Origin of the sequence: Rhodococcus sp. MTM3W5.2 (assembly GCF_001984015.1) — a bacterium.
In the GTDB taxonomy this organism is placed as follows: Bacteria; Actinomycetota; Actinomycetes; order Mycobacteriales; family Mycobacteriaceae; genus Rhodococcus_G; species Rhodococcus_G oryzae.
On the sequence record NZ_CP019572.1, the window covers coordinates 4,355,066 to 4,376,901 of the forward strand.

General features: G+C 67.4%; 28 protein-coding genes and 1 pseudogene. 7 read left to right on the forward strand and 22 right to left on the reverse strand.

Annotated elements, in window-relative coordinates; translation table 11 throughout:
- Window positions 1–322: 322 nt before the first annotated feature.
- The 15 genes and pseudogenes from BTZ20_RS19665 to BTZ20_RS19715 all read right to left on the reverse strand — a co-directional run bounded on the left by BTZ20_RS19665 (window position 323) and on the right by BTZ20_RS19715 (window position 8,679).
- Entirely contained in the window at window positions 323–658 is a 336-nt protein-coding gene (locus BTZ20_RS19665; protein ID WP_077042515.1) for a hypothetical protein, read from the reverse strand.
- Window positions 655–966: a hypothetical protein gene (locus BTZ20_RS19670; RefSeq protein ID WP_077042516.1), complete on the reverse strand. Its 312-nt coding sequence runs from the start codon at window positions 964–966 to the stop codon at window positions 655–657. The genes BTZ20_RS19665 and BTZ20_RS19670 overlap by 4 nt, the downstream gene beginning before the upstream one ends.
- Complete coding sequence (locus tag BTZ20_RS19675) at window positions 966–1,844, reverse strand: phage major capsid protein (RefSeq protein WP_077042517.1); 879 nt, start codon at window positions 1,842–1,844, stop codon at window positions 966–968. The genes BTZ20_RS19670 and BTZ20_RS19675 overlap by 1 nt, the downstream gene beginning before the upstream one ends.
- 33 nt (window positions 1,845–1,877) lie before the next feature.
- Complete coding sequence (locus BTZ20_RS19680; protein ID WP_077042518.1) at window positions 1,878–2,105, reverse strand: hypothetical protein; 228 nt, start codon at window positions 2,103–2,105, stop codon at window positions 1,878–1,880.
- Between the two features lie 14 nt (window positions 2,106–2,119).
- Window positions 2,120–2,542, reverse strand: coding sequence for a hypothetical protein (locus tag BTZ20_RS19685; protein ID WP_077042519.1), 423 nt, complete (start codon window positions 2,540–2,542; stop codon window positions 2,120–2,122).
- Complete coding sequence (locus BTZ20_RS19690) at window positions 2,535–2,930, reverse strand: hypothetical protein (RefSeq protein ID WP_145982360.1); 396 nt, start codon at window positions 2,928–2,930, stop codon at window positions 2,535–2,537. The genes BTZ20_RS19685 and BTZ20_RS19690 overlap by 8 nt, the downstream gene beginning before the upstream one ends.
- Before the next feature lie 180 nt (window positions 2,931–3,110).
- Window positions 3,111–4,436: a phage portal protein gene (locus tag BTZ20_RS19695; protein WP_077042520.1), complete on the reverse strand. Its 1,326-nt coding sequence runs from the start codon at window positions 4,434–4,436 to the stop codon at window positions 3,111–3,113.
- Entirely contained in the window at window positions 4,433–5,272 is an 840-nt protein-coding gene (locus BTZ20_RS29240) for a phage terminase family protein (RefSeq protein WP_262982499.1), read from the reverse strand. The genes BTZ20_RS19695 and BTZ20_RS29240 overlap by 4 nt, the downstream gene beginning before the upstream one ends.
- A 56-nt stretch (window positions 5,273–5,328) precedes the next feature.
- Window positions 5,329–5,697, reverse strand: a pseudogene (locus tag BTZ20_RS29245) (terminase large subunit domain-containing protein); the annotation flags it as partial.
- Between the two features lie 44 nt (window positions 5,698–5,741).
- Window positions 5,742–5,888, reverse strand: coding sequence for a hypothetical protein (locus BTZ20_RS28415; protein WP_223263423.1), 147 nt, complete (start codon window positions 5,886–5,888; stop codon window positions 5,742–5,744).
- 807 nt (window positions 5,889–6,695) lie between these two features.
- Window positions 6,696–6,983 (reverse strand): hypothetical protein, encoded by a 288-nt coding sequence (locus tag BTZ20_RS19705; protein WP_077042521.1) that lies wholly within the window; start codon window positions 6,981–6,983, stop codon window positions 6,696–6,698.
- 798 nt (window positions 6,984–7,781) lie between these two features.
- Window positions 7,782–8,033, reverse strand: a complete 252-nt coding sequence (locus BTZ20_RS19710; protein ID WP_077042522.1) for a hypothetical protein — start codon at window positions 8,031–8,033, stop codon at window positions 7,782–7,784.
- On the reverse strand, window positions 8,033–8,194 hold the full coding sequence (locus BTZ20_RS27390) for a hypothetical protein (RefSeq protein WP_189636513.1): 162 nt from the start codon (window positions 8,192–8,194) through the stop codon (window positions 8,033–8,035). The genes BTZ20_RS19710 and BTZ20_RS27390 overlap by 1 nt, the downstream gene beginning before the upstream one ends.
- On the reverse strand, window positions 8,195–8,428 hold the full coding sequence (locus BTZ20_RS27395) for a hypothetical protein (RefSeq protein ID WP_223263424.1): 234 nt from the start codon (window positions 8,426–8,428) through the stop codon (window positions 8,195–8,197).
- A gap of 47 nt (window positions 8,429–8,475) precedes the next feature.
- Window positions 8,476–8,679, reverse strand: coding sequence for a helix-turn-helix transcriptional regulator (locus tag BTZ20_RS19715; RefSeq protein WP_077042523.1), 204 nt, complete (start codon window positions 8,677–8,679; stop codon window positions 8,476–8,478).
- Window positions 8,680–8,866: 187 nt separating this feature from the next.
- Between BTZ20_RS19715 and BTZ20_RS19720 the strand changes: the two genes are divergently transcribed.
- The 3 genes from BTZ20_RS19720 to BTZ20_RS28425 all read left to right on the forward strand — a co-directional run bounded on the left by BTZ20_RS19720 (window position 8,867) and on the right by BTZ20_RS28425 (window position 10,549).
- Entirely contained in the window at window positions 8,867–9,124 is a 258-nt protein-coding gene (locus BTZ20_RS19720; protein ID WP_077042524.1) for a hypothetical protein, read from the forward strand.
- Between the two features lie 231 nt (window positions 9,125–9,355).
- Window positions 9,356–9,862, forward strand: coding sequence for a phage integrase N-terminal domain-containing protein (locus BTZ20_RS28420; protein WP_223263425.1), 507 nt, complete (start codon window positions 9,356–9,358; stop codon window positions 9,860–9,862).
- A gap of 51 nt (window positions 9,863–9,913) precedes the next feature.
- The gene (locus BTZ20_RS28425) at window positions 9,914–10,549 is read left to right on the forward strand and encodes a tyrosine-type recombinase/integrase (RefSeq protein WP_223263426.1); all 636 of its coding nucleotides are present in this window, start codon (window positions 9,914–9,916) and stop codon (window positions 10,547–10,549) included.
- Between the two features lie 17 nt (window positions 10,550–10,566).
- Here BTZ20_RS28425 and ychF read toward each other — a convergent pair whose 3' ends face one another.
- Both ychF and BTZ20_RS19740 read right to left on the reverse strand, forming a co-directional pair.
- Window positions 10,567–11,646, reverse strand: a complete 1,080-nt coding sequence (ychF, locus tag BTZ20_RS19735) for a redox-regulated ATPase YchF (protein WP_072846694.1) — start codon at window positions 11,644–11,646, stop codon at window positions 10,567–10,569.
- Window positions 11,647–11,708: 62 nt separating this feature from the next.
- Window positions 11,709–12,152: a CD225/dispanin family protein gene (locus BTZ20_RS19740; protein ID WP_411269086.1), complete on the reverse strand. Its 444-nt coding sequence runs from the start codon at window positions 12,150–12,152 to the stop codon at window positions 11,709–11,711.
- A 215-nt stretch (window positions 12,153–12,367) separates the two neighbouring features.
- On the opposite strand from BTZ20_RS19740, the gene BTZ20_RS26900 reads away from it, so the two are divergent.
- Window positions 12,368–12,592 carry a hypothetical protein gene (locus tag BTZ20_RS26900; RefSeq protein WP_145982361.1) on the forward strand — a complete coding sequence of 75 codons (225 nt, stop codon included), beginning with the start codon at window positions 12,368–12,370 and terminating at the stop codon, window positions 12,590–12,592.
- A gap of 8 nt (window positions 12,593–12,600) precedes the next feature.
- Here the strand turns inward: BTZ20_RS26900 and BTZ20_RS19745 are convergent, their stop codons facing one another.
- Entirely contained in the window at window positions 12,601–13,227 is a 627-nt protein-coding gene (locus BTZ20_RS19745) for a class I SAM-dependent methyltransferase (protein ID WP_077042526.1), read from the reverse strand.
- A gap of 108 nt (window positions 13,228–13,335) precedes the next feature.
- On the opposite strand from BTZ20_RS19745, the gene BTZ20_RS19750 reads away from it, so the two are divergent.
- On the forward strand, window positions 13,336–13,902 hold the full coding sequence (locus BTZ20_RS19750; protein WP_077042527.1) for a LysM peptidoglycan-binding domain-containing protein: 567 nt from the start codon (window positions 13,336–13,338) through the stop codon (window positions 13,900–13,902).
- A gap of 135 nt (window positions 13,903–14,037) precedes the next feature.
- Window positions 14,038–15,627, forward strand: coding sequence for an FMN-binding glutamate synthase family protein (locus BTZ20_RS19755; protein ID WP_077043845.1), 1,590 nt, complete (start codon window positions 14,038–14,040; stop codon window positions 15,625–15,627).
- A 21-nt stretch (window positions 15,628–15,648) separates the two neighbouring features.
- Here the strand turns inward: BTZ20_RS19755 and BTZ20_RS19760 are convergent, their stop codons facing one another.
- From BTZ20_RS19760 to BTZ20_RS19775, 4 genes are all read right to left on the reverse strand, one after another.
- Window positions 15,649–17,031, reverse strand: a complete 1,383-nt coding sequence (locus BTZ20_RS19760) for a lipase family protein (protein WP_077042528.1) — start codon at window positions 17,029–17,031, stop codon at window positions 15,649–15,651.
- Window positions 17,031–18,317, reverse strand: coding sequence for a hypothetical protein (locus tag BTZ20_RS19765; protein ID WP_145982362.1), 1,287 nt, complete (start codon window positions 18,315–18,317; stop codon window positions 17,031–17,033). The genes BTZ20_RS19760 and BTZ20_RS19765 overlap by 1 nt, the downstream gene beginning before the upstream one ends.
- Before the next feature lie 102 nt (window positions 18,318–18,419).
- On the reverse strand, window positions 18,420–18,707 hold the full coding sequence (locus tag BTZ20_RS19770; protein ID WP_077042529.1) for a transcriptional regulator: 288 nt from the start codon (window positions 18,705–18,707) through the stop codon (window positions 18,420–18,422).
- Window positions 18,707–19,264: a hypothetical protein gene (locus BTZ20_RS19775; protein WP_077042530.1), complete on the reverse strand. Its 558-nt coding sequence runs from the start codon at window positions 19,262–19,264 to the stop codon at window positions 18,707–18,709. The genes BTZ20_RS19770 and BTZ20_RS19775 overlap by 1 nt, the downstream gene beginning before the upstream one ends.
- Window positions 19,265–19,401: 137 nt before the next feature.
- Between BTZ20_RS19775 and BTZ20_RS19780 the strand changes: the two genes are divergently transcribed.
- Window positions 19,402–21,792: a cellulase family glycosylhydrolase gene (locus BTZ20_RS19780; protein WP_145982363.1), complete on the forward strand. Its 2,391-nt coding sequence runs from the start codon at window positions 19,402–19,404 to the stop codon at window positions 21,790–21,792.
- The last annotated feature ends 44 nt before the right edge of the window (window positions 21,793–21,836 follow it).

Consider the following 21,836-nt stretch of genomic DNA (forward strand, 5'->3'; position numbering starts at 1 on the left):
CTGGGCCTCTACACGTTGAAGCGGAACTCAGTGCTGGGAGTTTGCAGTCTGCGGCATGTACCGGAATTCGCGCTCTACCTGCAGATTCTACCGTTGGCAAGGTTGGTCAGGATCGGGGCCTCTCAGTTCTACTGCGTACTCTCTGCGTACCGCGCAGACCCTTGGACGCGTCCGGAAATGTCCGGTGTGACATCAGTGTGACCGACCGGGTGAACCCTTGAGGAACCCTTCCGGAAGGGTTCGATAGATCAAGTCGGCGCACTTCATGTGCCTGTGATCTCGCCCGGATCAACTGACACATTTGTGTCACTAGCCAGCTGATCTATGTGACGGCCTTGGTGATCAGCTCGTAGTGGTGGAGCCGGCCACGAAGCATGTGCCGCTCGACCGTCCCGTCCACCAACAGCACACCCGAGAACCCGGACCACCTCATCGTCAGCGCCGAGCCAATATCCGACGGGATATCCACATCGGTGCGAAGAACCATCCGGTATCGAGAGATCACACGACCGCTCTGGTCGATGCTGTTGGCGGTGTCGAGTGGGAACACCTCGGCCCGAGTATCTGCCTCGGTGATGTCGACGATCGGGTTGCCGTGGGCGTCTTCCTCCCCGGTGGGTACCTCCATCCGGATCTGCACCTTGTCGTGGAAGATCATCGTGTCCGCCTCCGGTAGGCGTTCAGGACGAACAGTTCCGCCAAGGTCCAGCCGGTGAACGCTCCCCGAACCGCCACAGAGCCGACGGTCTGGTCCACTTGCTCCGGGTTCGACAGCAGGCGAGCGGTCGCGGTGACGATGACCGCGGCCACGTCCTCCGCCGGATCCGTGCCAGTGAACCCGTTTCCTCGGGTGTAGGCGCGGGCCATAGCCGTGACAATGCCGACATGCTGCCCGGCCAGGGCGACGAGCGTTGTGTCGTCACCCTGACCGAGGAACCCGGCAACCTCAGCGCCGGTAACTGCCATCAGATGGTGATCCCGGTCAGGGTGACGATGGCCTCCGGGTTCATCGGGGCAGCGTCGTAGCGCGCCACAACCCGGATTGCCTGCTGGTCGTAGTCACCGAACGTCTGGTCCAGGATCTTCACCGACGGGGCGAGGTCGCGGGCCACGGCGATCTGAGAGAAGTCCACCAGGGCGGCGCGGCCGGTCGGGGTGCCGCCGGTGGTGTCCGGGATCCGCTTGGTGACGATCACCGGGGAGCCGAACAGGCGGAAAACGCCGTCCTGGGTAGCGTCAGGGGTGAGTACGTACTGGTTGCTGCCGGTGCCCTGCTTGATCTTGCGGAGCGCCACGAACTCCCGCGGGGTGATCAGCCAGCGCAGGTTCGCCATGTTGATGTTGGCAGACAGTGCCTTGCCCCATGCGTCGATGAGGTGGTCCAGGCCGAGCGCGCCGCCCACTGCGACGGTCTGGGTGCCCGCGTAGGCGAACAGTCCCTTGGGGGTGGCGATTCCGTCGCCGCCGGCACCGAGGAACTGGGTGTCGAGCTTGTTCGCCACGTCGAGGACCAGGCGGTCCCGGAGGGTGGCGTCGAGGGCGACGACGGACTGACGGGCCAGCTCGTTGGAGTAGCGGGTCAGTACCTTGACGGACTTCATGGTGGACGGGAGCAGGGTGATCTCGTCGAAGTCGGCGTCCCGCTCGGGGATCTGCTCGTTCTCCCCGGTCCAGCCGGGGTCGGTGGTCGGGCCACCGAGCTTCGGGATCCGCACGGGCGACGCGGAGTCGAAGATCCGCGGGCCAGCGGCGAGAAATACCGACGCGGCCTGTAGAGGCTGCACGAGGATCTTCTGGACCTGCTCGGCGGTGAGTTCGGGGGCGGTTGTGGTCGAGTTGACCATGACTGGGTCCTAACGGTGGAGGGATTGGGAATCTCACCGGCCACCAGGACGAGCGAAGGGGCCGCACACCAGGTGCGACCCCTCCACTATACCCCTAGGGGTGGTTTTCAGCTCGATCGTCTGCACACGCCCGGTCGGCATCGCGAAGACCTGCTCCTTCGCTGATCCGGAGAAGACCACGAACGATCCCTTCTCGATAAAGTGGTCAGCCTGAACTTCGCGGCGATCGCTGTATTCCCCGTTCACAATGAAGGTTGCCATCGTTGCTTCTCCTCTTAGATTGCGCGGGACCGGAGTAGTCCCGCCAGCGAGACCGATTCCGCGGTCGGTACAACACCCTGCCCTACATCACCGACAGGCTTCCTTGAGGCCAGGTGCGCCTTCCGGGTGAGCAGTTCGTCAATCGCCGCTGTCAGCGCCTCGTCAGACTCGAGGTGCTCGGGATCGAACACCAGGTCCATGGGATCAGCCAGCCTGCCCGTGGCGGCGACGAGTGCGGTGTGCAGGCGCTGCGAGAGCTCGTCGGCGCGGCCGGCGCGCTGCCGGTACTTCGCGTTCTCGTCCCGCAACTTCTCCACGTAGGCGCGGTCGAACGTGTCGGGATCCTCGGCCTCATCCAAACTCGGCGGAGTTTCAGTGAGTTCGGGGAGATCCGTCGTGTGTTCGGCGTCGAGCTGGTCATCGGTGTTCTCAGGCATTGTTGAGCCTCCTTGTGTAGCCGGTGGATTGGACTTCGTCCCGCAGGACAGGTTTCTGGTGACACGTACAGCCCTTGTGTGTGGGCATCCGGTGATCGGCAGGCCAGACGCGGCCGTCGCGCCACCACCATTCGCAGAGCTGGCAGGACCCCGGCGAGCGTTGCCGGATCCATCCCTTCACCCGCTTGTTGCTGGCGATCGCCTGGCCATATGCCCGAGCGGCCGACTCCAGCGGCTCAGAGCGCGCCAGACGCCCGACGATCGCCTCCGGTGCCGCGGATGCCTCCGCAACCAGCAGGACCGTCGTAGACGCCTTGTGCAACCGGTCCAGATCCTCCACGGGGCGAACAACTCCCGCGGTCTCCACGGGGGTAGCGAGTTCGAGCATGAGCGTGGACGCCAGAGACATATCCGCCAGGGCCACGGCGGGAGTTCGCCACGGCGATGATCCGCGCCATCAGCGCCACTGTCTTGTCGCGGGAGAGCTGGCCGGCCACGAACTGCCGGTAGATCCCGAGCACCTTCTGCTCGGTGGCGTCACCGAGCCTCACGATCAGATCGCGGTAGCTCACGCGGACAGCTCCCGCAGATCCACACCCGCGGTGTCGAGGGCGTCACCTCGGCGGGCCTGGCGCACCCGGTCCACCTGCGCCGGGGTCATCCCCAATGTGTCGGCCAGGATCACCGACAGCGGCACACCGATTCCGGCGAGCTTGGCGGCGGCGTCCGCGGCCTGCGCCGGGGTGCGGGTCTCCGGGTTCGCCCACACCGTCTCCACGTCCAGGCTCTCCGGGTCCACACCGTCGCGGACCGCAATCACTAGACGCGCCACGTCGGCCCATGCCTGACCAAAGGTGCGGTGCAGTGCATAGGCGCGGGAGACGAGCGACGCCTCGGCCGAGCGGATCCCGTCTGCGCTCGGCGGCTGGTCCCCGTTCAACCCGAGGTAGTGCGGGGGCAGCCCGGTCAGCGCGCCGATCTGCTGCGTGACCGTCGCGGTCAGGTCGCTGTAGCCGTCGAGGCGGGCACCATCGAACTGCCCGAACTTCGTTGCTGGGTCCTCGGACTGCCACAGTCGGCCCATCTCATCGGAGAAGGGGTTCACCGCGTTGCCGTCGGCGTCCTCCACGACCTCCAGGCCGGTCACCCAACGGCGCGGGCGGGCGAAGAACTCGGACGTGACCAGGGCATCGGACATCAGCTTGTTGAGCGCGTCGGTCAGATCCAGAATGTCGCGCATCTCCGATACCCCGTCGAAGTCCATCAGCCGGCCGCGGTTGAGAACCGGGACGACGGGCACCACCCCGAGCGGGTTCGGAATGGTCTCGACCTGCTGCCACGATGTGGCGGGCATCGCCGCGGGATCGGCCACGAGCGCATCGGAGACATACCGGGTGATCTCATCCGGGCGGTACAGGACAGCGTGTCCGCGGCCGTCGCCCACCCAACGCTTGAGCGCGGCGACCACCTGACCGGATGCGGGGTCGCGGATCACAGCGACCTGACGCGGGGACTCCACGGTGATGCGCGGACCTCGGGGGCCAGCCCACACGATGACGAACGATCGACCGTAGACGAGGGCGTCGACGTGGGCCTGTGCGCTGGCGTCCTCCATGCCGTTGCGCCGCCAGATCTTCCACAGTTCGGCGTCGGGGGCGTCCTCAGGGCCGTCGAGGCGGAACCCGGCGACCGTCAGGCGTTCGGCCAGGGACGTGACGGTCAGCCGCGGGAAGTTGACGGCGAGCACCTTGAGCTTGTTGGCCAGCGCCTCCTTCGCCACCGGGGACAGGAACGCGGCCGGCTGGCTGCCGGTCCAGTAGCTATCGAGCCGGGACAGCTCCGGGATGGACTCGTCCAGCTTGTCGGACAGGGACTTGAGCAGATCGGTGGTCATCGGAAAGAAGCTCCTCGTCTCTTGGTTGCTTTGGATGCGTGCCAGGCGGCACGGTCGAACGCGACGATCGCGGCCACAGCGGCGTCGATCTTCCGGGGCGAGCCCTTCTTGTCCTTGCTGACGAGATCGCCCATCGGGGTGGGTTTGGCGACGCAATGCGCCACATGCAACGCCAGGCGTGAATCCCCGTCGTGAGTGACAGATTTCGTGGCGACCGCCTGATAGAGCCGGTCCGTGGCCGGGGCCATGCGTTGGGCGTTCGCGGTGTTCCACTCGAGAACCCGCTTCTCTCCGTGCCGTTTCGCCCACGCCTCGATCTCCGAGCGCCAGCCCCACGGATCACAGGCCACCTCAAGCACCTCGTACCGGGAGAACGCCACATCGACCGCGTTGTCCACGTCCTCCCGCGGCACCCGCCAGCGCGGATCCCCGGGGTTCTCCCACAGACCCTCCACCCACAGATGCCCGTCGAGGGTGCAGCCGACCAGCGCCGTGGAGTCACCCGACGCGGAACCGTCGAACGCCAGGATCACCTTCTCCTTGCCCGTGAGCACCCGGTCGGCGTCGGTACAGGCGTCCCACATGCCGAACGGCAACCACGACTCCACACCGGTAACCCACTGCCCGAGGCGGAGCTGGCGGAACACCGGCTCCCGGATCGTCTTTCGGGCGGCCTCGAGACCGTCCTCGGACAGGAACGGGTCCTTGCACGACAGCGCCGGATTGGCGACCCGCCAGGCGTCACGGTCCTTCGCGTCGCATCCGTCCGGGGCGGCGAACTCCTTGAAGAAGAACGCTGGGTCCTCCCCGAGCGGCCGTGCTCGACTAGTCGCCACATGATCGAGTCTGGCGACGAGGCGGGCGTGGAGATCGCCAATGTCAGCGACTCCGGGCGCTTGCCCGACACAGAGGTGACCGCCTCCCATACGTCCTCTGTGACCACGTGCAGCTCGTCCACGATCTGCAGCGACGGGTCGTGACCGTGCAGCGCACCGGGTTCCGCGGGCAGCGGCGTCAGGGTGGCGTCGTTCTCGGGGACGTAGAGCCGATCGGCGTAGATCTGCACCCGCTCGGCAAGTTCCGGGTGCAGCTCCACCATCCGCCTGGCGTACTTGAGCGTGATGTTCGCCTGCCGTTGGTCAGACGCCACGACCAGCACCTCAGCGGACGGCGGCCCGACGAACAGCTCGGCCACCGCTAGCGCCGCGGCCAGCATCGTCTTGCCGTTCGCACGAGGGATGGACACCAGGGCCGTACGCATACCGTTCGCGAACGCGCCGCGCACGATCTCGGTCTGGAAGTCCCTCAGCTTGAACGGATCCCCGCGCCGTGACCACGGGGCGTGACGACGTACTCCCGAATGAACCGCTCCCGACGTTTGGCACGGTCCTTGGGCCAGCCCTTGAAGTCGAGGGGTTCGGCGGTGACGGCGCCCTTCGCACCCGCTTTCATGGCACCATCCCTATATGGGGCAGAGGATCTATGACCTGACTGTGTTCGAGGACCAGGGGCCGAACAACCGGAGGGTGCAAATCGAGGCCACCGTGGTCCGGTACGAGTACGACCCCGACAACCGGACGATGGAGGTCAAGTACGCCCCGCCACTCACGGGGGATTCCTCTACACCGACGTGGTCGATTACACCGTTCGACCCGCTTAGCATTCGTGCCCCTGGGCGACTACTGACTCAAACTCAGCCTTGCCATCGGGTGACGCTGTGGGTCGGTCGACCCCTTCCCCCCTGGCTGCTCCGCGGGCACGGTTGCATCGGCCGCAGACGACGGCAACATCGAGCAGCCTGATCGGCTTGCCGGCGGCCTTGCGCTGCCAGGCTTGCGGGTGTGGTCTGCCTGTAGGTCGTCGGTTGTTCCGCAGTCGGTGCAGAACGGTTGGAGCTGGCGGGCGCGGGTGGAGAGCTTGCGCCACGCCGTGTCATACCCACGTGATGCTGGGGGTGGCTTGCTGTCGACACGGTGCTCGGGGCAGCGGTTGCCGTCGCTGACCTCTCCGCACTCGAGGCACGGCTGCATGGCCATAGGGGCCTCCAGTGGTTGGCGTAGGCCTCCAGGTAGGTCAGTCCGGCGGCGAGCATCTCGTCGTAGCGGTCGGCCTTGACCTGCAGCCACTCGACGTATGCCTGCGTCATCTCGGTGTCGAGCTTGGCTAGCTCGAGGCACTGTTCGATCTCGGTGTCAGAGAGGTCGTCCCATGGCTTGCCCATGTACCGCATCGAGAGCTCGTCGGCCTTAGCTTCGTCAGTCATTGCACCTCCAGGTTCTGCCAGCTCTCCCACTCAGGTGGAGCTGGCATGGATGTGATGTTCGGGTAGTCGGTGAACGTGGACAGGCGCAGCGAGTGACAGCGCACGCACGGGCACGTCGAGTAGTGATAGGTCTCCCGGCCCTCCACGACGGGCAGCGGGAACTGCACCATCCGCTGCGCCTCAGGCAGACGATCAGCCAGTTCCCCACCGGGACGGAGCTTGTCGATGTACCGGCAGACGCACGGGGTGAGACGGCAGACGAGGCAGTAGATCGTTGCGGTCACGATGCCCTCCGGTCAGACGGAAGCAAGGACTGGAGGAAGTCGTCGGAGACAACAACTTCTTCAGAAGATGTTGTTGTCTCTAGAGCCTTTCCTGTCCTTTCCTGTCCTTGCCTGTCCTGTCCTGTCCTGTCCTTTGAAGTCACGCGTTACGTCACGCGTGACAGGCGGGTCAGGGGGCGCATCCTCATCGCCCGACTTTCTCGCCCGGTGACGGGCTTGGCGATCGCGGTCGAGGACTCGCTTACGCTCAGCGGATTCGAGCTTGGCTCTCGTGGTCTGGTCGTGGTCGAATCGCTCGATCCACCAGCCTGACCCCGACTGGAGCCAGAGGCCCGACTCCGTGAGCTTCTGCTCCGCGCCGGGGATGAATCCCAGAATCAGCGGAAGATCCCCGGAGAGATGAGGCCTTCCGTTCGATTCGACACGGCCCACATCAGAGCCACGTGATAGCTCTTGAAGGCGTCGAGCGGGAGGGTCTGATACCGGCGATCAGTGAGCAGTCGTTCAGGGAGTCGGGCGTCAGTCAAGCTCCTCGCCCCCTCCATCGCCGGGTTATCCCACCGGACCTGGTTGGTCGTCGGGAGACACAGAATCCGGCCGGTTCGATCAACCCCTCCTTCTTCGCGGAAGCGAACAGACCGCCCCAGCGGGCGGGATGATCAGGTCCGTTGATCCCGTACCACTCGGTCAGGTCGTATGAGTCGAACTCTCTGCCCGTCGCGGCGGCGGCCTTGAGTGCAGCCATAGCGCCCGCCCACCACCACTCGTCGCGGTTCTCAACCGCATCCTGCACACCGCTCACAGCGCCTCCCGAATCTCGGCGGCGGTGCGGATCTCGTCCTCGTCGCGCACCAGCTCCGGAGCGGCGGCGATCCGCTTGAGTTCGGCGAGCGCGGTCAGCAGTCCGGCGGCGAGCTCTGCCGCCTCAGCGTCGTCGAGGGAGAAGTACAGCGACCCGAACGTGATGCGGACGCCGGGCGTGAGCCTGTCGTGGACCGGCGTCACCTTCGGAGTGATGTTGTCGTCGCGGTAAGTGAGATCGGCATACATCAGCGAACCTCCGCCGAGTCGAGGCCTGCACACAGCCTGAGGTGGGCGATGACGCTCCTGCGGACGGGCTCCGGCGCTTCCTGCACCATGCGGATGAACTGATCGGCGTAGTGGTCCATCGAGTCGGCAGACCGAGTGGAGGCGTGCAGGGTGGCAGCCATCTAGATCACCGCCAGTTCTGCGCGGCGGTTGACGGCGCTGTTCGCGGCCAGGTACCTCATCAGATCGAGCCGGATCCCCTCCGCGTGGAGCACCGTCAGGCACTCACGGCTGGGATCGTCAAGGTAGGACCAATCGGGGCCGATCAGCTCGGCGATAGATAGAGTGGTCAACGAATCTGCTCCTTCTTCTCGGTTGGTGCGGTTCTGGCCCTCGTCGCCCGCGGTTGCAGCCACGGGATTAACGGCGGGGGCTTCTTCGTATGGGTCTGGGGTCAGTGGCATTAGGCGACGCCCCCGCGGGTGGTCGCCGCTTCCTGCGCGAATATCCAGTCCTCGACTGCGCTGCGCCGGTACACAACACGCTTCGCACCCAGACGGAACGAGGCTGGACCCTCGTCGCAATGACGCCAGTACCGCAGCGTCCCCTCACTTATTCCGAACTCCTGCGCCACCTGCTTGGTGGTCAAGATCTCCGATTGAGTCACCGCTACCTCTTAAGCTCCACACGCTTGACTCTCAAGCTACCCAAGACGGTACCAACGAGGATGCGGGTTGTCCACCTGAAACGCTTGGAATCAACGCTTCTAGCGCTTACGGTGCTCTTGTGGACAGTGACGAAAACCCCCATTCCCGTCTGATGACCAGATCCGTGAGAAAAAGGAGCTGGCTGAGATGCTCCACCGGGTCCGCCTGCAGGAGCTTCAGGACCAGCACGAATCCGAGATAGGCGAGATCCGAGCCCAAACCCGGGAGTCCTTCGAGTGGTGGGAAAAATCATTCGGGGTCAAGACCAGAGACTGGCGGAAAGCACGGGGATGGTCGCAGGACGATCTGGCGCAGCGACTTAACGAGCTTGGCTTCGAGATGCACCAAACAACCGTTGCCAAATCGAACGCGGTGCGCGCCCGCTGCGAGTGGCCGAAGCTGTAGCACTAGCGCAGATCTTTGGCGTTCCACCGCTGTCGGTGTTCTACGGGCCGGGTCCGGAGAATGAGCCGTGGAGTCTGGCTCAGATGCGAGAACATATGGAGCTGCTCGAGACTGCCGCACAGGAAGCGCAAACGCACCTGGAGAGCCAGGCCAAGACCTTGGCGTACTACGAGGCGTCACGGGCATCTATGGCGGACGCAATCAACCGGGCTGCATTGCGTACGGACCAAGATGATTCCCCGTCGTAATCGTCGCGCTGACGTCGAGGACCTGTGGTGGAAGACGGTCCGAGAGGGAGACAGCGAGAAGCGCGTCGAGTCGAAGCTTCACGGAATCGGAAAGCGTTGGCGCGCAAGGTATGTGGATGATCAGAGCCGGGAGCACACGCGACGGTTCGATCGTAAGGTAGACGCTCAGGCGTTCCTCGATGGCATCACGACGAGCCAGGTGGTCGGCAACTACGTCGACCCAGTGCGCGGGAAGATCACCTTTCGATCGTTCTACCAGGAGTGGTCGTCTCGCCAGGTATGGGTTCCCGGCACCCTGCAGGCGATGAACCTTGCGGCCGGCGGCGTGACCTTCCCCGACGTGGCGTTCGCAGACCTGCGGCCCTCACACCTCGAAACGTGGGTGAAGGGGATGCAGGACCGCGGCCTGGCACCCGGGACGATCAAGACCCGATTCAATAACGTGCGCTCGGTGCTGCGGGCGGCGATCCGAGACAAGGTGCTTGCGTAGGACCCGGCGGAGCTGGTGTCGCTCCCCCGCAGGCGACGAGCCGACGCCGCGATGGTCATTCCGACTAGCGAGCAGGTTGGGGCACTGCTCACCGAGGCGGGCATCGAGTTCGACGCCTTCGTCGGGTTGTGTGCGTTCGCCGGCCTACGCCTGGGTGAGGCCGCGGCGCTGCAGGTCGGCGATATTGACTTCCTGCGACGGGAGATCCAGGTACAGCGCCAGGTGCAACGCGCCAACGGGCACGCCGTCGAGATCCGGGCACCCAAGTACGGCAGCGAACGAACGATCCCCGCGCCGGACGGCCTGCTCGAGCTGGTGTCGCTGCACATCGCGCACTGGCGGCCTGGCGATGATCCAACCAGGTGGCTGTTCCCGGGAGAGGGTGAGCATCCATGGCATCAGAACTCAGTGGGATACCGCTGGCGTAGGACGAGGTTATCCGCCGGCGTGGACACACTGCGGCTACACGACCTGCGGCACTTCTACGCCTCGGGGTTGATCGCTGCTGGGTGCGACGTGGTGACCGTGCAGCGGGCGCTCGGACACTCCTCGGCGACGGTCACTCTGAACACGTACAGCCACCTGTGGCCCGATGCGGACGACAGAACCCGCAGGGCTGCGGACGAGCTGTTCCGAGCCTCTGCGGGTTCTGTTGCGTACCCACTGCGTACCGATGGCCTCAAATAGGCCGTTGACCTGGGGTCCTACACGTTGAAGCGGAACTCCACGACGTCCCCGTCGGCCATCACGTACTCCTTGCCCTCCATGCGCACCTTGCCTGCGGCCTTGGCCGCGGCCATCGAACCCGCCTCGTCCAGGTCCGCGAAGGACACGATCTCGGCCTTGATGAAGCCGCGCTCGAAGTCGGTGTGGATGACGCCGGCCGCCTGCGGGGCGGTGTCGCCCTTGTGGATGGTCCAGGCGCGCGACTCCTTGGGGCCGGCGGTGAGGTAGGTCTGCAGCCCGAGGGTGTGGAAACCGGTCCGGGCCAGCGCGTGCAGGCCGGGCTCGGACTGGCCGATCGAGTCGAGCATCTCCTGGCGGTCCTCCTCGTCCAGCTCGAGCAGCTCCTGCTCGACCTTCGCGTCGAGGAACACCGCATCCGCGGGGGCGACCGACGCCCGCAACTCGGCGACCTTCGCCTCGTCGGTGAGCACCGCCTCGTCCGCGTTGAAGACGTACAGGAACGGCTTGGTGGTGAGCAGGCTCAGCTCGCGCAGCAGCCCGAAGTCCAGCTTGTCCTTGACGCTGAACAGGGTCTTGCCCTCGTCGAGGAAGGCCTGGGCCTTGACCGCCTCGTCGTGCAGCGGCTTGAGCTCCTTGTTCTTGCGCGCTTCCTTGTCCAGCCGAGGAAGCGCCTTCTCGAGGGTCTGCATGTCGGCGATGACCAGCTCGGTCTCGATCACCTCGATGTCCGACGCGGGGTCGACGCGGCCGTCGACGTGCACCACGTCGTCGTCGGCGAACACGCGAACCACCTGGCAGATGGCGTCGGCCTCGCGGATGTTGGCCAGGAACTTGTTGCCGAGGCCGGCGCCCTCGGACGCGCCCTTCACGATCCCGGCGATGTCGACGAACGAGACCGTCGCGGGCAGGATCCGCTCGGAGCCGAAGATCTCGGCGAGCCTGACCAGCCGCGGATCGGGCAGCTCGACCATGCCGACGTTGGGCTCGATGGTCGCGAACGGGTAGTTCGCGGCCAGCACGTCGTTGTTGGTCAGCGCGTTGAAGAGGGTGGACTTGCCGACGTTGGGCAGTCCGACGATTCCGAGGGTAAGGCTCACGGTCTCCAGAGTCTACGGACCGGTGTGGGCGCCCTGCACACACCGGTCCGTAGACCTGCGGATCAGTACCCGCTGGTGCTGTCCTCGATGCCGCTGATCGCGGCGGCGATGATCACCCCGTAGAGGATGAAGAACAGCACCCCGAGGCCGATCGCCAGCCCAAGCGAGATCTTCCCGAGTTGCTTGGCGCGGTCGGAGGCGTACTGGGCGCCCTGGTAGTCGCCGAGTGCCCATCGCGGGTACACCGAGGACGAGTGGTTGAACGCGGCGAACGCCAGCGGCCAGAAAAAGACGACCGCGGCCACCGCCCAGCCTGCGTTCGACGGCGGCGGCGCGGGCACCGCGCCGGGAACCGGAGGCCCGTACTGCACGGGGGCCTGCATCGGCTGCGGGACCTGCGCGGGCTGCGGATAGGACGGGTACGCGGGCGCCCCGTAGGGCGGCGCCGCCGCGGTCGTGGGCGCGCTCGCAAGATCGGTCTCGGACATGTTCCCCCAGAAGGTCATTCGGATACAGCGCAAGCACCCTATCCGAGCAAGTCGTCACCCTGTCGTCAGAGCAGGCCCGACCTGCGGGCGTGCACCCACGGCTCAGCGATGGCGGGAAAACGAGTAGCCCACGGCCGTGACATGCGGTGTCCCGGCGCTCACAATGAGAAGAGCGCAATCCGAGGGCACCCCGGAACCGCGCGGTGCGCCACGCCGCCACCAGGAGGAACACCATGACCAGAAATTCACTCCGCGCAGCGATAGTGGCCGCAGCCACGGTGCCGGTGTTCGTGTTCGGCCCGGCGATCGCCGCCGCGGCACCGGCATCGCCGGTCCCCACACCCGTCCAGCCCGCATACTTCAACCCACAGCAGGGCCCATTGGGCGCCGCACTGACCTGCTCGCCCTTGGCCTTCATTCCGTTCGCCGGGCCCATCGCCATAGCCTGTTGGGTCTGAGGCGGCCGCTACCCTCGCTTGCGCGCGACCGTCACCGCCCACGTCGCGTCCGGCCGCCAGGGCCGCAGGTCCCACGTCGCGAAGCGCTGCTCGAGCACCAGCCCGGCCGCCTCCAGGTCCGCGTCGAAGTCCCGGACCGTGTACCGGTAGTCGGTGGCGAACCCCGTCACCAACACCCCGCCGTCGGCCAGGTGCGCGGCAAATCGTTGCAGCACAGTCTGTTCCGTGCCGGGCTCGAGGAAGATCAGCACATTCCCTGCCGCGATGATCGCATCGAACACCTCGCCGGGCAGGTCGAGCTCGGAGAGGTCCGCCCGGTGCACGGTCAGCTCCTGGTGCGCCCGCGCGGCCTCGACCAACACAGGATCCAGGTCGACCGCCGTGACATGGTGCCCGCGCCTGGCCAATTCGACGCCGACACGCCCGGTGCCACATCCGGCGTCGAGCACCCGCGAACCCGGCGCGATCACGGCATCGAGCATCCGGGCCTCGCCGTGCAGATCCACGCCCTGCGCCGCCAACTCCTCGAAACGCCGGATATAGGCGCGTGATTGCTCTTCGTTACGTTCGTTCTCCCAGCGCGTCACATTGTTCAGACTATGTTCAGATCGCCGCTCAGCCCCAGCGAAACTCATTCGCGCCGCGTACGCTCTGTGAGCACGCCGAGGGCCGGATCATGCGGTCCCCGTGTGGATCAGCACTACAAGCGCTTCACCGACGATCACCTCTGAAAGGGGAACAACGTGGCGGACACCTTGCAGGCCGGTTCGAGCCTCACGGCCGGACAGTCGATCACCTCCAACAACGGCGCATACGCGCTGACGCTGCAGGACGACGGCAACCTCGTGCTCAGCGAGGGCGGCAACGCTGTGTGGGCCAGCAAGACCAACGGCAAGAGCGCAGTCAAGGCCGACCTGCAGGACGACGGCAACTTCGTGCTGTACACCGAGGGCAACGACGCCGTGTGGGCCTCCGAGACCTCGGGCAACTCCGACGTCAAGCTGGTCGTCCAGGACGACCGCAACGTGGTGCTGTACGCGGGCGACAAGGCCGTCTGGGCCTCGGACACCGCCGTCGAGGTCGTGGCCGAGCCGGAGCCCGAGCCCGCCCCCGTCGCCCCGGCCGCCGCCGAGGCTCCGCCGGCGCCCCCGGCCCCGCGCACCCACACCGTCGCCCCCGGCGACACCCTCTGGGACCTCGCCACCCACTTCTACGGCGACGGCAACCAGTACCAGCGCATCGCCGACGCCAACGGCATCCCGAACCCGGACGCCATCAACGTCGGCCAGGTTCTGACCATCCCGGCGTAGTACACCCGCTCCACCCGACGCGGCGGTCCCGGAACTCATTTCCGGGGCCGCCGTGTCGTTTTCGGAGCCCCGCTCGTCCGGGTGCGACACTCGGTCGACCCGACCGGCGATGGACGTGACGCGAGAGGATGCACCGTGGTGAGATGGCTGATCGTTGCCGGAGTGTGGCTGGCCGGGCTGGCGGCACTGGCGCTCGCCCTCCTCACGGAGTCCGGATGGCGGGTCGTCATCGCGGTTCTCGCCGCAATCCTCGTGGCGCTCGCGGGCCTGGGCACCTGGGATCTGCTCCAGCGCCGACACAGCATCCTGCGCAACTACCCCATCCTCGGGCACGCCCGGTTCCTGCTCGAGAAGATCCGCCCCGAGATCCAGCAGTACTTCATCGAATCGTCCACCGATGGAACGCCATTCGATCGTGAAACCCGCGATCTCGTGTACGAACGCGCCAAGGGCACCAAGGATGACGAGCCCTTCGGCACCGAACGCGACGTACACGCGCCCGGGTACGAGTTCATGGCGCACTCGCTGCGGGCACGGCACGCCCCGGAGGCGACCCCGACGGTCCGGCTCGGCGGGCCCGACTGCACCCAGCCGTACGACATCGCGCTGCTCAACGTCTCCGCGATGAGCTTCGGCTCGCTGTCCGCCAACGCGGTCGAGGCGATGAACGCGGGCGCCGCGCGCGGCGGATTCGCCCACGACACCGGCGAGGGCGGCATCAGCCCCTACCACCGCAAGCACGGTGGCGACCTGATCTGGGAGATCGGCTCCGGCTACTTCGGATGTCGCACGCCGGACGGGCGGTTCGATCCGGAGGCCTTCGCCGCGAAGGCGGTCGACCCTCAGGTCAAGGCGATCTCGATCAAGCTGTCCCAGGGCGCCAAGCCCGGCCTGGGCGGCGTGCTGCCGGGCGCGAAGGTGAGCCAGGAGATCGCCGACACCCGCGGCGTCCCGGTGGGGGTCACCGTGATCTCGCCGCCCGCACACAGCGCCTTCGACACCCCCGCCGGGCTGATCGAGTTCGTCGCGACGCTGCGCGCCCTCTCCGGAGGCAAGCCCGTCGGGTTCAAGCTCTGCGTTGGCTCGCGTGCGGAGTTCCTCGGCATCTGCAAGGCCATGCTGGAGACCGGGACCGCGCCGGACTTCATCATCGTGGACGGCTCGGAGGGCGGAACCGGTGCCGCCCCCGTCGAATTCGAGGATCACATGGGTATGCCACTGACCGAGGGCCTGATGCTCGTGCACAACGCCCTGGTCGGCGCGGGCCTGCGTGACCGGATCAGGATCGGCGCCTCCGGCAAGGTCGCGAGCGGCAGCGACATCGTCAAGCGCATCATCCAGGGCGCCGACTTCACCATGGCGGCCCGAGCGATGATGTTCGCGGTCGGCTGCATCCAGGCCCAGGCCTGCCACACCAACCACTGCCCGGTCGGGGTCGCGACGCAGGACCGCTCCCGCTCGAAGTCGATCGACGTGCCGGACAAGTCCGCCCGGGTGTACCGGTTCCAGAAGTCGACGGTGGCCAGCGCGAAGCAGCTGATCGCCTCGATGGGCCTGGACGGGTTCGACGAGCTGCGGCCGTCCATGCTCAATCGGCGCGTCGATGCGTTCACCACGAAAACCTATGCGGATCTTTATGAGTGGCTGCAGTCGGGCGAGTTGCTCGAGGACCCGCCCGCCGGCTGGCTGAATGACTGGATCGACGCGGACGCCGCCCGGTTCTGACCGCGCGGCCGCGCCGCGACGTCAGTCCGCGAAGTTCCGATCGATCCAGTCGATCGTCTGCATGCCGAACAGGTCGGTCCCCCACCCGTACGGGTCGGCGAACAACCGGTTCAGGTTGCAATCGCTCGGCGCATAGGTGACGTCGGTACCGCCCGCCCGGTAGCGGGCCGCAAGGTCGCGGGAATCCTGTGCGGGCACAAGGGACATCGGCGAATCGTCCTTGCCGCACGAGGAGATCAGCACCTTGGACCTCGGCGCCTGACCACCGAGCCTGTTGTCGTCGTAGACGTGCTGGAACTCGGGGATGTCGGCGGGACTCTGACCGCTGGAGAACAGCAGCCGGAGCGGCACGAAGGGCGCCGTGAAGTAGGACGGCATCTGACACTGCACGCGGTACTCGTCCGCCAGCGCCCTGCCGACCGGGTTGAGCTTGTCGTTGATCCGCATCTCCGGGTACCAGGGCTCGAGCCCGAGCAGGGTCGCGAACGCGAACCCCGATCCGACCGAGCCGTCCGCGGTCCGCATGAAGTTCCGCTGATCGATGACCATGCCCTCGAGGACAGTGGATTTGACGTTCAGCTCGGGTGCGTAGCCGGCCTGCATCTCCGCAGCGGAGGCCGCGCCGACGCCGCCGCCTGCGACGCCGAACAGCGCGATGGGGGCCTGCGGGCTCAGCCCCGTCCCGCCGCCCGAGGTGGCCGCGCGCAGTGCGTCGAGCTGGGCATGGCCGGCGAACTTCGCCGCGAAGACGCCGTGCGGATCCGGGTCGGCATCGTTGCCGACATCGGAGATCACGACGGCGTACCCCTTGCCGAACATCAGCGCCAGCGGGCCGAGCGCGGACCACGAGGCGCCGTCGAGGGGGTCCCCGCCCGTCCACTGGGTGCTGGGGTGACAGTAGGCACCCACGCTGTCATTGGCCTCCTGGTACCCGATGACCTTCTTCTCCGACGCGGGCACGCCGTCGACCGGGATCATCACGAACCCGGTGCTGATCGTCGGGGTAACCCCGTCGTTCCCCGTCGTGACGTACATGATCTTGTACGCCTCGAGGTTTGCCGGCTTGAAGCCGGTGAACATAACGTCCACCCGCTTGGCCTTGAGGAGGGTGCCCGGCTTTTCCGCGCCGGTGAGCGGCGGCTCGGCGTAGAACGGATCGTTCGGCCGCAGCGCGCCGAGGATCTCGTCGCGGGTGCCGAACTCCCCACCCTCGAACGCGCCGTCGACGAACGGGTTGAACACTTCCCCCTGCAAGGCGGGCGTGTCGACCGCGACGGACGGCGGGGGTGCCTGCGCCGCACCGACACCCGGCGACAGGATCGCGAGGACGACAGCCGCGGCAGCGGCCGAGAGCGATCGCGCCCCGCCGACGCGGGGGCGATGGTGGAGCGGATCGGTCGACATCAGGACACCGTCACTTTCGTGTTCTGGAGGGCCGATTGCAGGATCTGCGGAATGTTCAACAACGGCCGGTGGCTCTCGATCTGGATCTCGTAAGGGGTGCGGAGCTCCGCCTCGAGCCGCGGCCAGTCGTTTTCCACCGTCGCCTTGTACCTGGGCAGCAACTGGGTGGTGATGTAGTCCCACCGCTCCTCGTAGACCGACCAATTCCAGCTCGGCAGCGGCGTCGTCAGGGTGGCGGTCCGGCCGTCGGGCAAGGTGGCGGCGATCTCGATGGGACGGAACGAGCGTGGCGGCAGCACGCCTGCGACCGAGGGTGACCCCGCGACCGTGGACAGGTAGCTGACAGCCTCGCCGACGTCGCCCTTGTAGGCCCGCACGGCGTCCCATTGTTCCCGGATGATCACACCCTGTTCGCGACGCAGCAGGGCCACGTTGCCACGGGCGATCCGGTCCGCATCCGTCGAGGCGATGTCGTGCCACGCGTCCATCACATCCTGCCCGAACAGCCCCGCCGCGCGCATCTCCTCGAGAGCTGGCAGGCCCTCGGTGACGTACGCGCGGTGCATCGGCATCAGATCCGAGAAGATGTTCTTCTGCATCACCAGGATCATGCCCAGGATGTCGTGCAGGTCGTCGCCGGTCACCGTGGCGCCTGCCCCGGCCAACGCGCGCAACCCCTTCGGGAGCCGGTCGACGATCTGCGGGCCCGCCACGTCGGTCGCCGTCGCGACGATGGCGCGCGTGCTCTGTTGCAGCTGCGGAAAGTCGTAGATGTTCGTGATCAGCTCGAAATCGATGAGCCCGCCGCCGAAGTCGGCGCCGACCTGCCCGGCCATGCCCGCCCATTGCAGCTCGCGGTGCTGCAGCTGCAGGTGCTCGTAGTACCGGTACGACCGGATCAGGTTCTCCCTGTTCGCCTCGACCCCGGTGCGGGGGTCCCACCGTGCCAGGTCGATACCGGCCTCTGCGGTGACATCGGCCAGCCAGTACTGATAGAGCAACGCCGCGTACGAGGTCGGCGCCGCGCCGGACGCCCTGGCCTGGTCGAGCAGCCGCGCCAGCACGACGCGATCGGTCGGCAGCGCCGGGTTCACCCCGCCCGGCCCGTGCGCGGCGTCGCGGTTGACCAGGGGCAGGTTCAGGTAGGTGTCGGCGTCGGATGCGGTGGCTGGAGCAGGTGGTCCCGCCACCGCCACCGCCAGCCCGAGCACGACGGCGGCCAGCGCGGGCAGGCACCTCCGGAGAACGGAGGACCGCGACGGCGCGCGGGCGGTGCGAGCACTCATGGCTCTCCCGGTGTCGGAACATACCGCGAAGTAGGTTTTCCGAGACTAGTTCACGCTCCGGGAGGCTCTGGGCGTTTTCGGCGGACCGACCCCTCGGCAGCCCTACTCCACGCCTGCGATGATCTCGCGCAGCGCAGCGACGTGTGCCTGCAGCGACTTACGACCCGTCGCGGACAACGAGAGCCAGGTGGTCCGGCGGCCCAGGTGCACGCCCTTGCGGCTGCGGACATACCCGGCGGCGGCGAGCGCCGACACATGCTTGGAGAGCACCGAGTCACTGACCTCGAGCCGATCCCGCACCGTCGCGAACTCCGCCTCCGTGACCGCGGTCAGCATCGACATCAGCCGTAGCCGGGCCGGCTGCTGGAGGTGCGCGTCGAGCTCCGGCATCAGTGGCCGATCACCAACAGCACCAGACCGCCAAGGGCGAGGACCCCGAGCACGACCAGCCACGCGACGCTCTCGGCGGTGGCCAGGCGCGCAGGCTCTCGCCGGTATGAGGCGACCCAGTGCCGGCCGCTCACGGCGTAGGCGACTCCCCCGGCGGCCGCCGCCGGTGCGGCCAGCCACCACCAGCCGTGCGTCATCGCGGCGTACGCCGCCACCAGTCCGGCCAGGTAACCGACAGTGGCCATCGCCGCGGCGCCGAACACGACGCGACTGGCGAAGCCCTCGAGCCGGACGCCGTTGGCGCGGCGGAACCGGCGCAGCTGCCACCACGCCACGACGCCGAAGACCACGACGCCGACCGCGATCCACCAGGGCGCCGACCCCTGCCCCCACGTGAGGCCGACAGCTGCTGTCGCGATCTGCACCGCGACCGCCGCACCCAGCCACGCATGCGTCCACGGCGGAATGACCACGCCCCTGGCAAGCCTGGATCGCGACGCCTCGGCGGCCTCGAGGGCGTCGGCGGCCTCGCTCGGCCCTACTCCCGGAGTTTCCATAATGGAAAGCGTGCCCCATACTTTCCAGATTGGCAAGCTAGATGGTCCCGCGATTCGGACAATCGTCCAGTTCCGGGCGCGAGCGGGAGCGGCTGCATTTAGGATCCGAGAACTCCTTAGTGAACGGAATGTGTCGGATGTCTTCGAATCGCCTTGCCTGGATCGCGACCCTCGCCTTGGGTCTGCTGGTGATCGTCCAGGCCGCCGCGGATCCGAGCGGCCTGCTGAGCCTGCTCGGCTGGACGGGCGCGGACCTGTGGCCGATCCGGGCGCCCTGGCAGATCGCGCCGTTCGTCGTCTACCTGCCGGTGCTGCTCGGCGTCACGTGGTGGGCCGTGCGGTCGATCGCCGGGTCCCGCTGGCTGTTCGCGGCCACCACCGGAAGCGTCGTGCTCGCGGTGCTGCTTGCGAAGTTCGCGATGTCGTTGGTGGCGGCAGGCGACCTCGGGACCGCGGCGTGGGGCAGCGGATTCGCCCTCGCCAAGGCTATTCCGGCCGGACTGATCGTCGCGGGCGTCGTCGCGATCGCGGGCCGCAGCCGCAGCGTGGCCGACGCACCGGACGACGCGCCGTCGGTGTGGGCCGGGGCGCTGCTCTTCGGCGCCATCGCCCCGCTCCTGGCGGGACAGTGGTGGGCAGGCGCCCCCTACGACCGGTGGATGCCCGCACCGAATGTCCTCAACGGCGTGCTCGCGACAGTCGGCGGGATCGTCGTGCTCGCCCTCGGCGCCATCGGCTGCCAGCGGGTGCTCGGCCGCCGGGTGGCGGGCGGGACCGCGGCGACCTTCCTCGCCGGATGGTTCGCGGCCATGGGCGCCGGCGCGCTGCTCGCCCTCGCCGCATCGATCGTCGGAATGGTCTCCGACGACGGTTTCGCGGGCGACCTCTGGCCGCTGATGGGCGGGTACATCCGGCTCGCGGACGGCGTCGCCTACGGCGCATGCACGGGATGGATCGTCGGACTCGCGGCCGTCTGGTCGCGGCGGCAGTCGACTCAGCCGTCGCCGATCCCCCGCCCGGCCCTGCGGGCAGGAGCGGTGACCTTGGCCGCCGTCGCGGTGGCCGTCCCGTTCCTGGCCCGCCCCGACGCGCAGCCGGCGTCGCCTGCTCCCATCGACTCCGTCGAGGCGGGAACCCTTCTGCCCCTGCGCGTCTCGGGCGAGGTCATCGCCGACGCGGCCGGCCGCGAGGTCCTGCTGCGCGGCGTCAACGTCAACCAGCTCGTCGACTTCTATGCGCCGCGGCCCGAGGTCCCCTCGACCCTGCCGCTGACCGACGCGGACTTCGCAGGCATCGCCGATCACGGATTCAACGTGGTCCGGCTCGCGTTGTCCTGGTCGGCCCTCGAGCCCGAACGCGGGCGCTACGACGAGGCCTATGTCGACCAGATCCGGGTCGCCGTCGCGCAGGCCAAGGCGCACGGCCTCTACACCGTGCTCGACATGCATCAGGACGGCTGGTCGAACGCCCCGTCACCCGACGACGTCAGCTGCAGGCCGGGCACCTCGCCCATGTGGGGCTACGACGGCGCACCCGAGTGGGCCACGATCACCGACGGCGCACCGCGCTGCCAGTTCACCGGGCGCGACATCTCGCCCGCGGGCGGCCGCGCCTTCAACAACTTCTACTACGACACCGACGGCGTGCAGGAGCAGCTGGTCCAGGCCTGGGCGATGCTCGCGGGCGAGTTCAAGGACGAGGATGCGGTCGCCGGGTACGACCTGCTGAACGAGCCGAACTTCGGCGAGTCCGCGCCGCTCACCTCGTCGCTGCTGCTCGGCCGCTTCTACGACCGGACCATCGACGCCATCCGCGAGGCGGGCGCCGAGCAGATCGTCTACTTCGAGCCGAGCATCCTGTGGTCCGGGCTCGGGTTCGACAGTGGCCCCCCGGCCGGCTTCACGGACGACACCAACATCGTCTTCTCCCCGCACCTCTATGCCGAGTCCATCACGATGGACGCCTCACTGGGCCTACCCACGATCGTCAGCATCGAACGGGGCTTCACCCTCGCCGACCGGGTGGCGCACAAGTACGGCGACATCCCGGTCTGGACCGGTGAGTACGGCTACTGGGGCGATGGGCTCGTCGACAAGGCCGCCCGCTTCGCACAGGAGCAGGACGCGCACATCCAGGGCGGCACCTACTGGGTGTGGAAGCAGGCCTGCGGGGACCCGCAGAACGGCATCCAGGAACTGGGCAACGGACTGATGCCGGTGCTGTGCAGCACCGGGGAGGACGCCCCGAGGAACACCGCGCTGCTCGACGTACTCACCCGCGCCTACCCGCGATACGCGCCAGGACGGATCACTCATCTCGCGGCCGAGGGTGACCGGCTGGAGCTGACCGGCACCGCGGGCGAGGGCAGCTGCCGGCTCGAAGTCTGGTTCCCCAGTCCGATCGGCACGGATCCCTCGGCCGTCGACACGGTCGGGGTCGAGGACGTCGCGTTCACCCCGCTCGGCGAGGGCTCGCTGATGACCGGGTGCGCCACCGGCGACTACGAGGTCCGTACCGGCGGCGCCTGATCCGTCGAGACGGTGATGTCCGATTCCCGCTAGCGTGGCCGCGG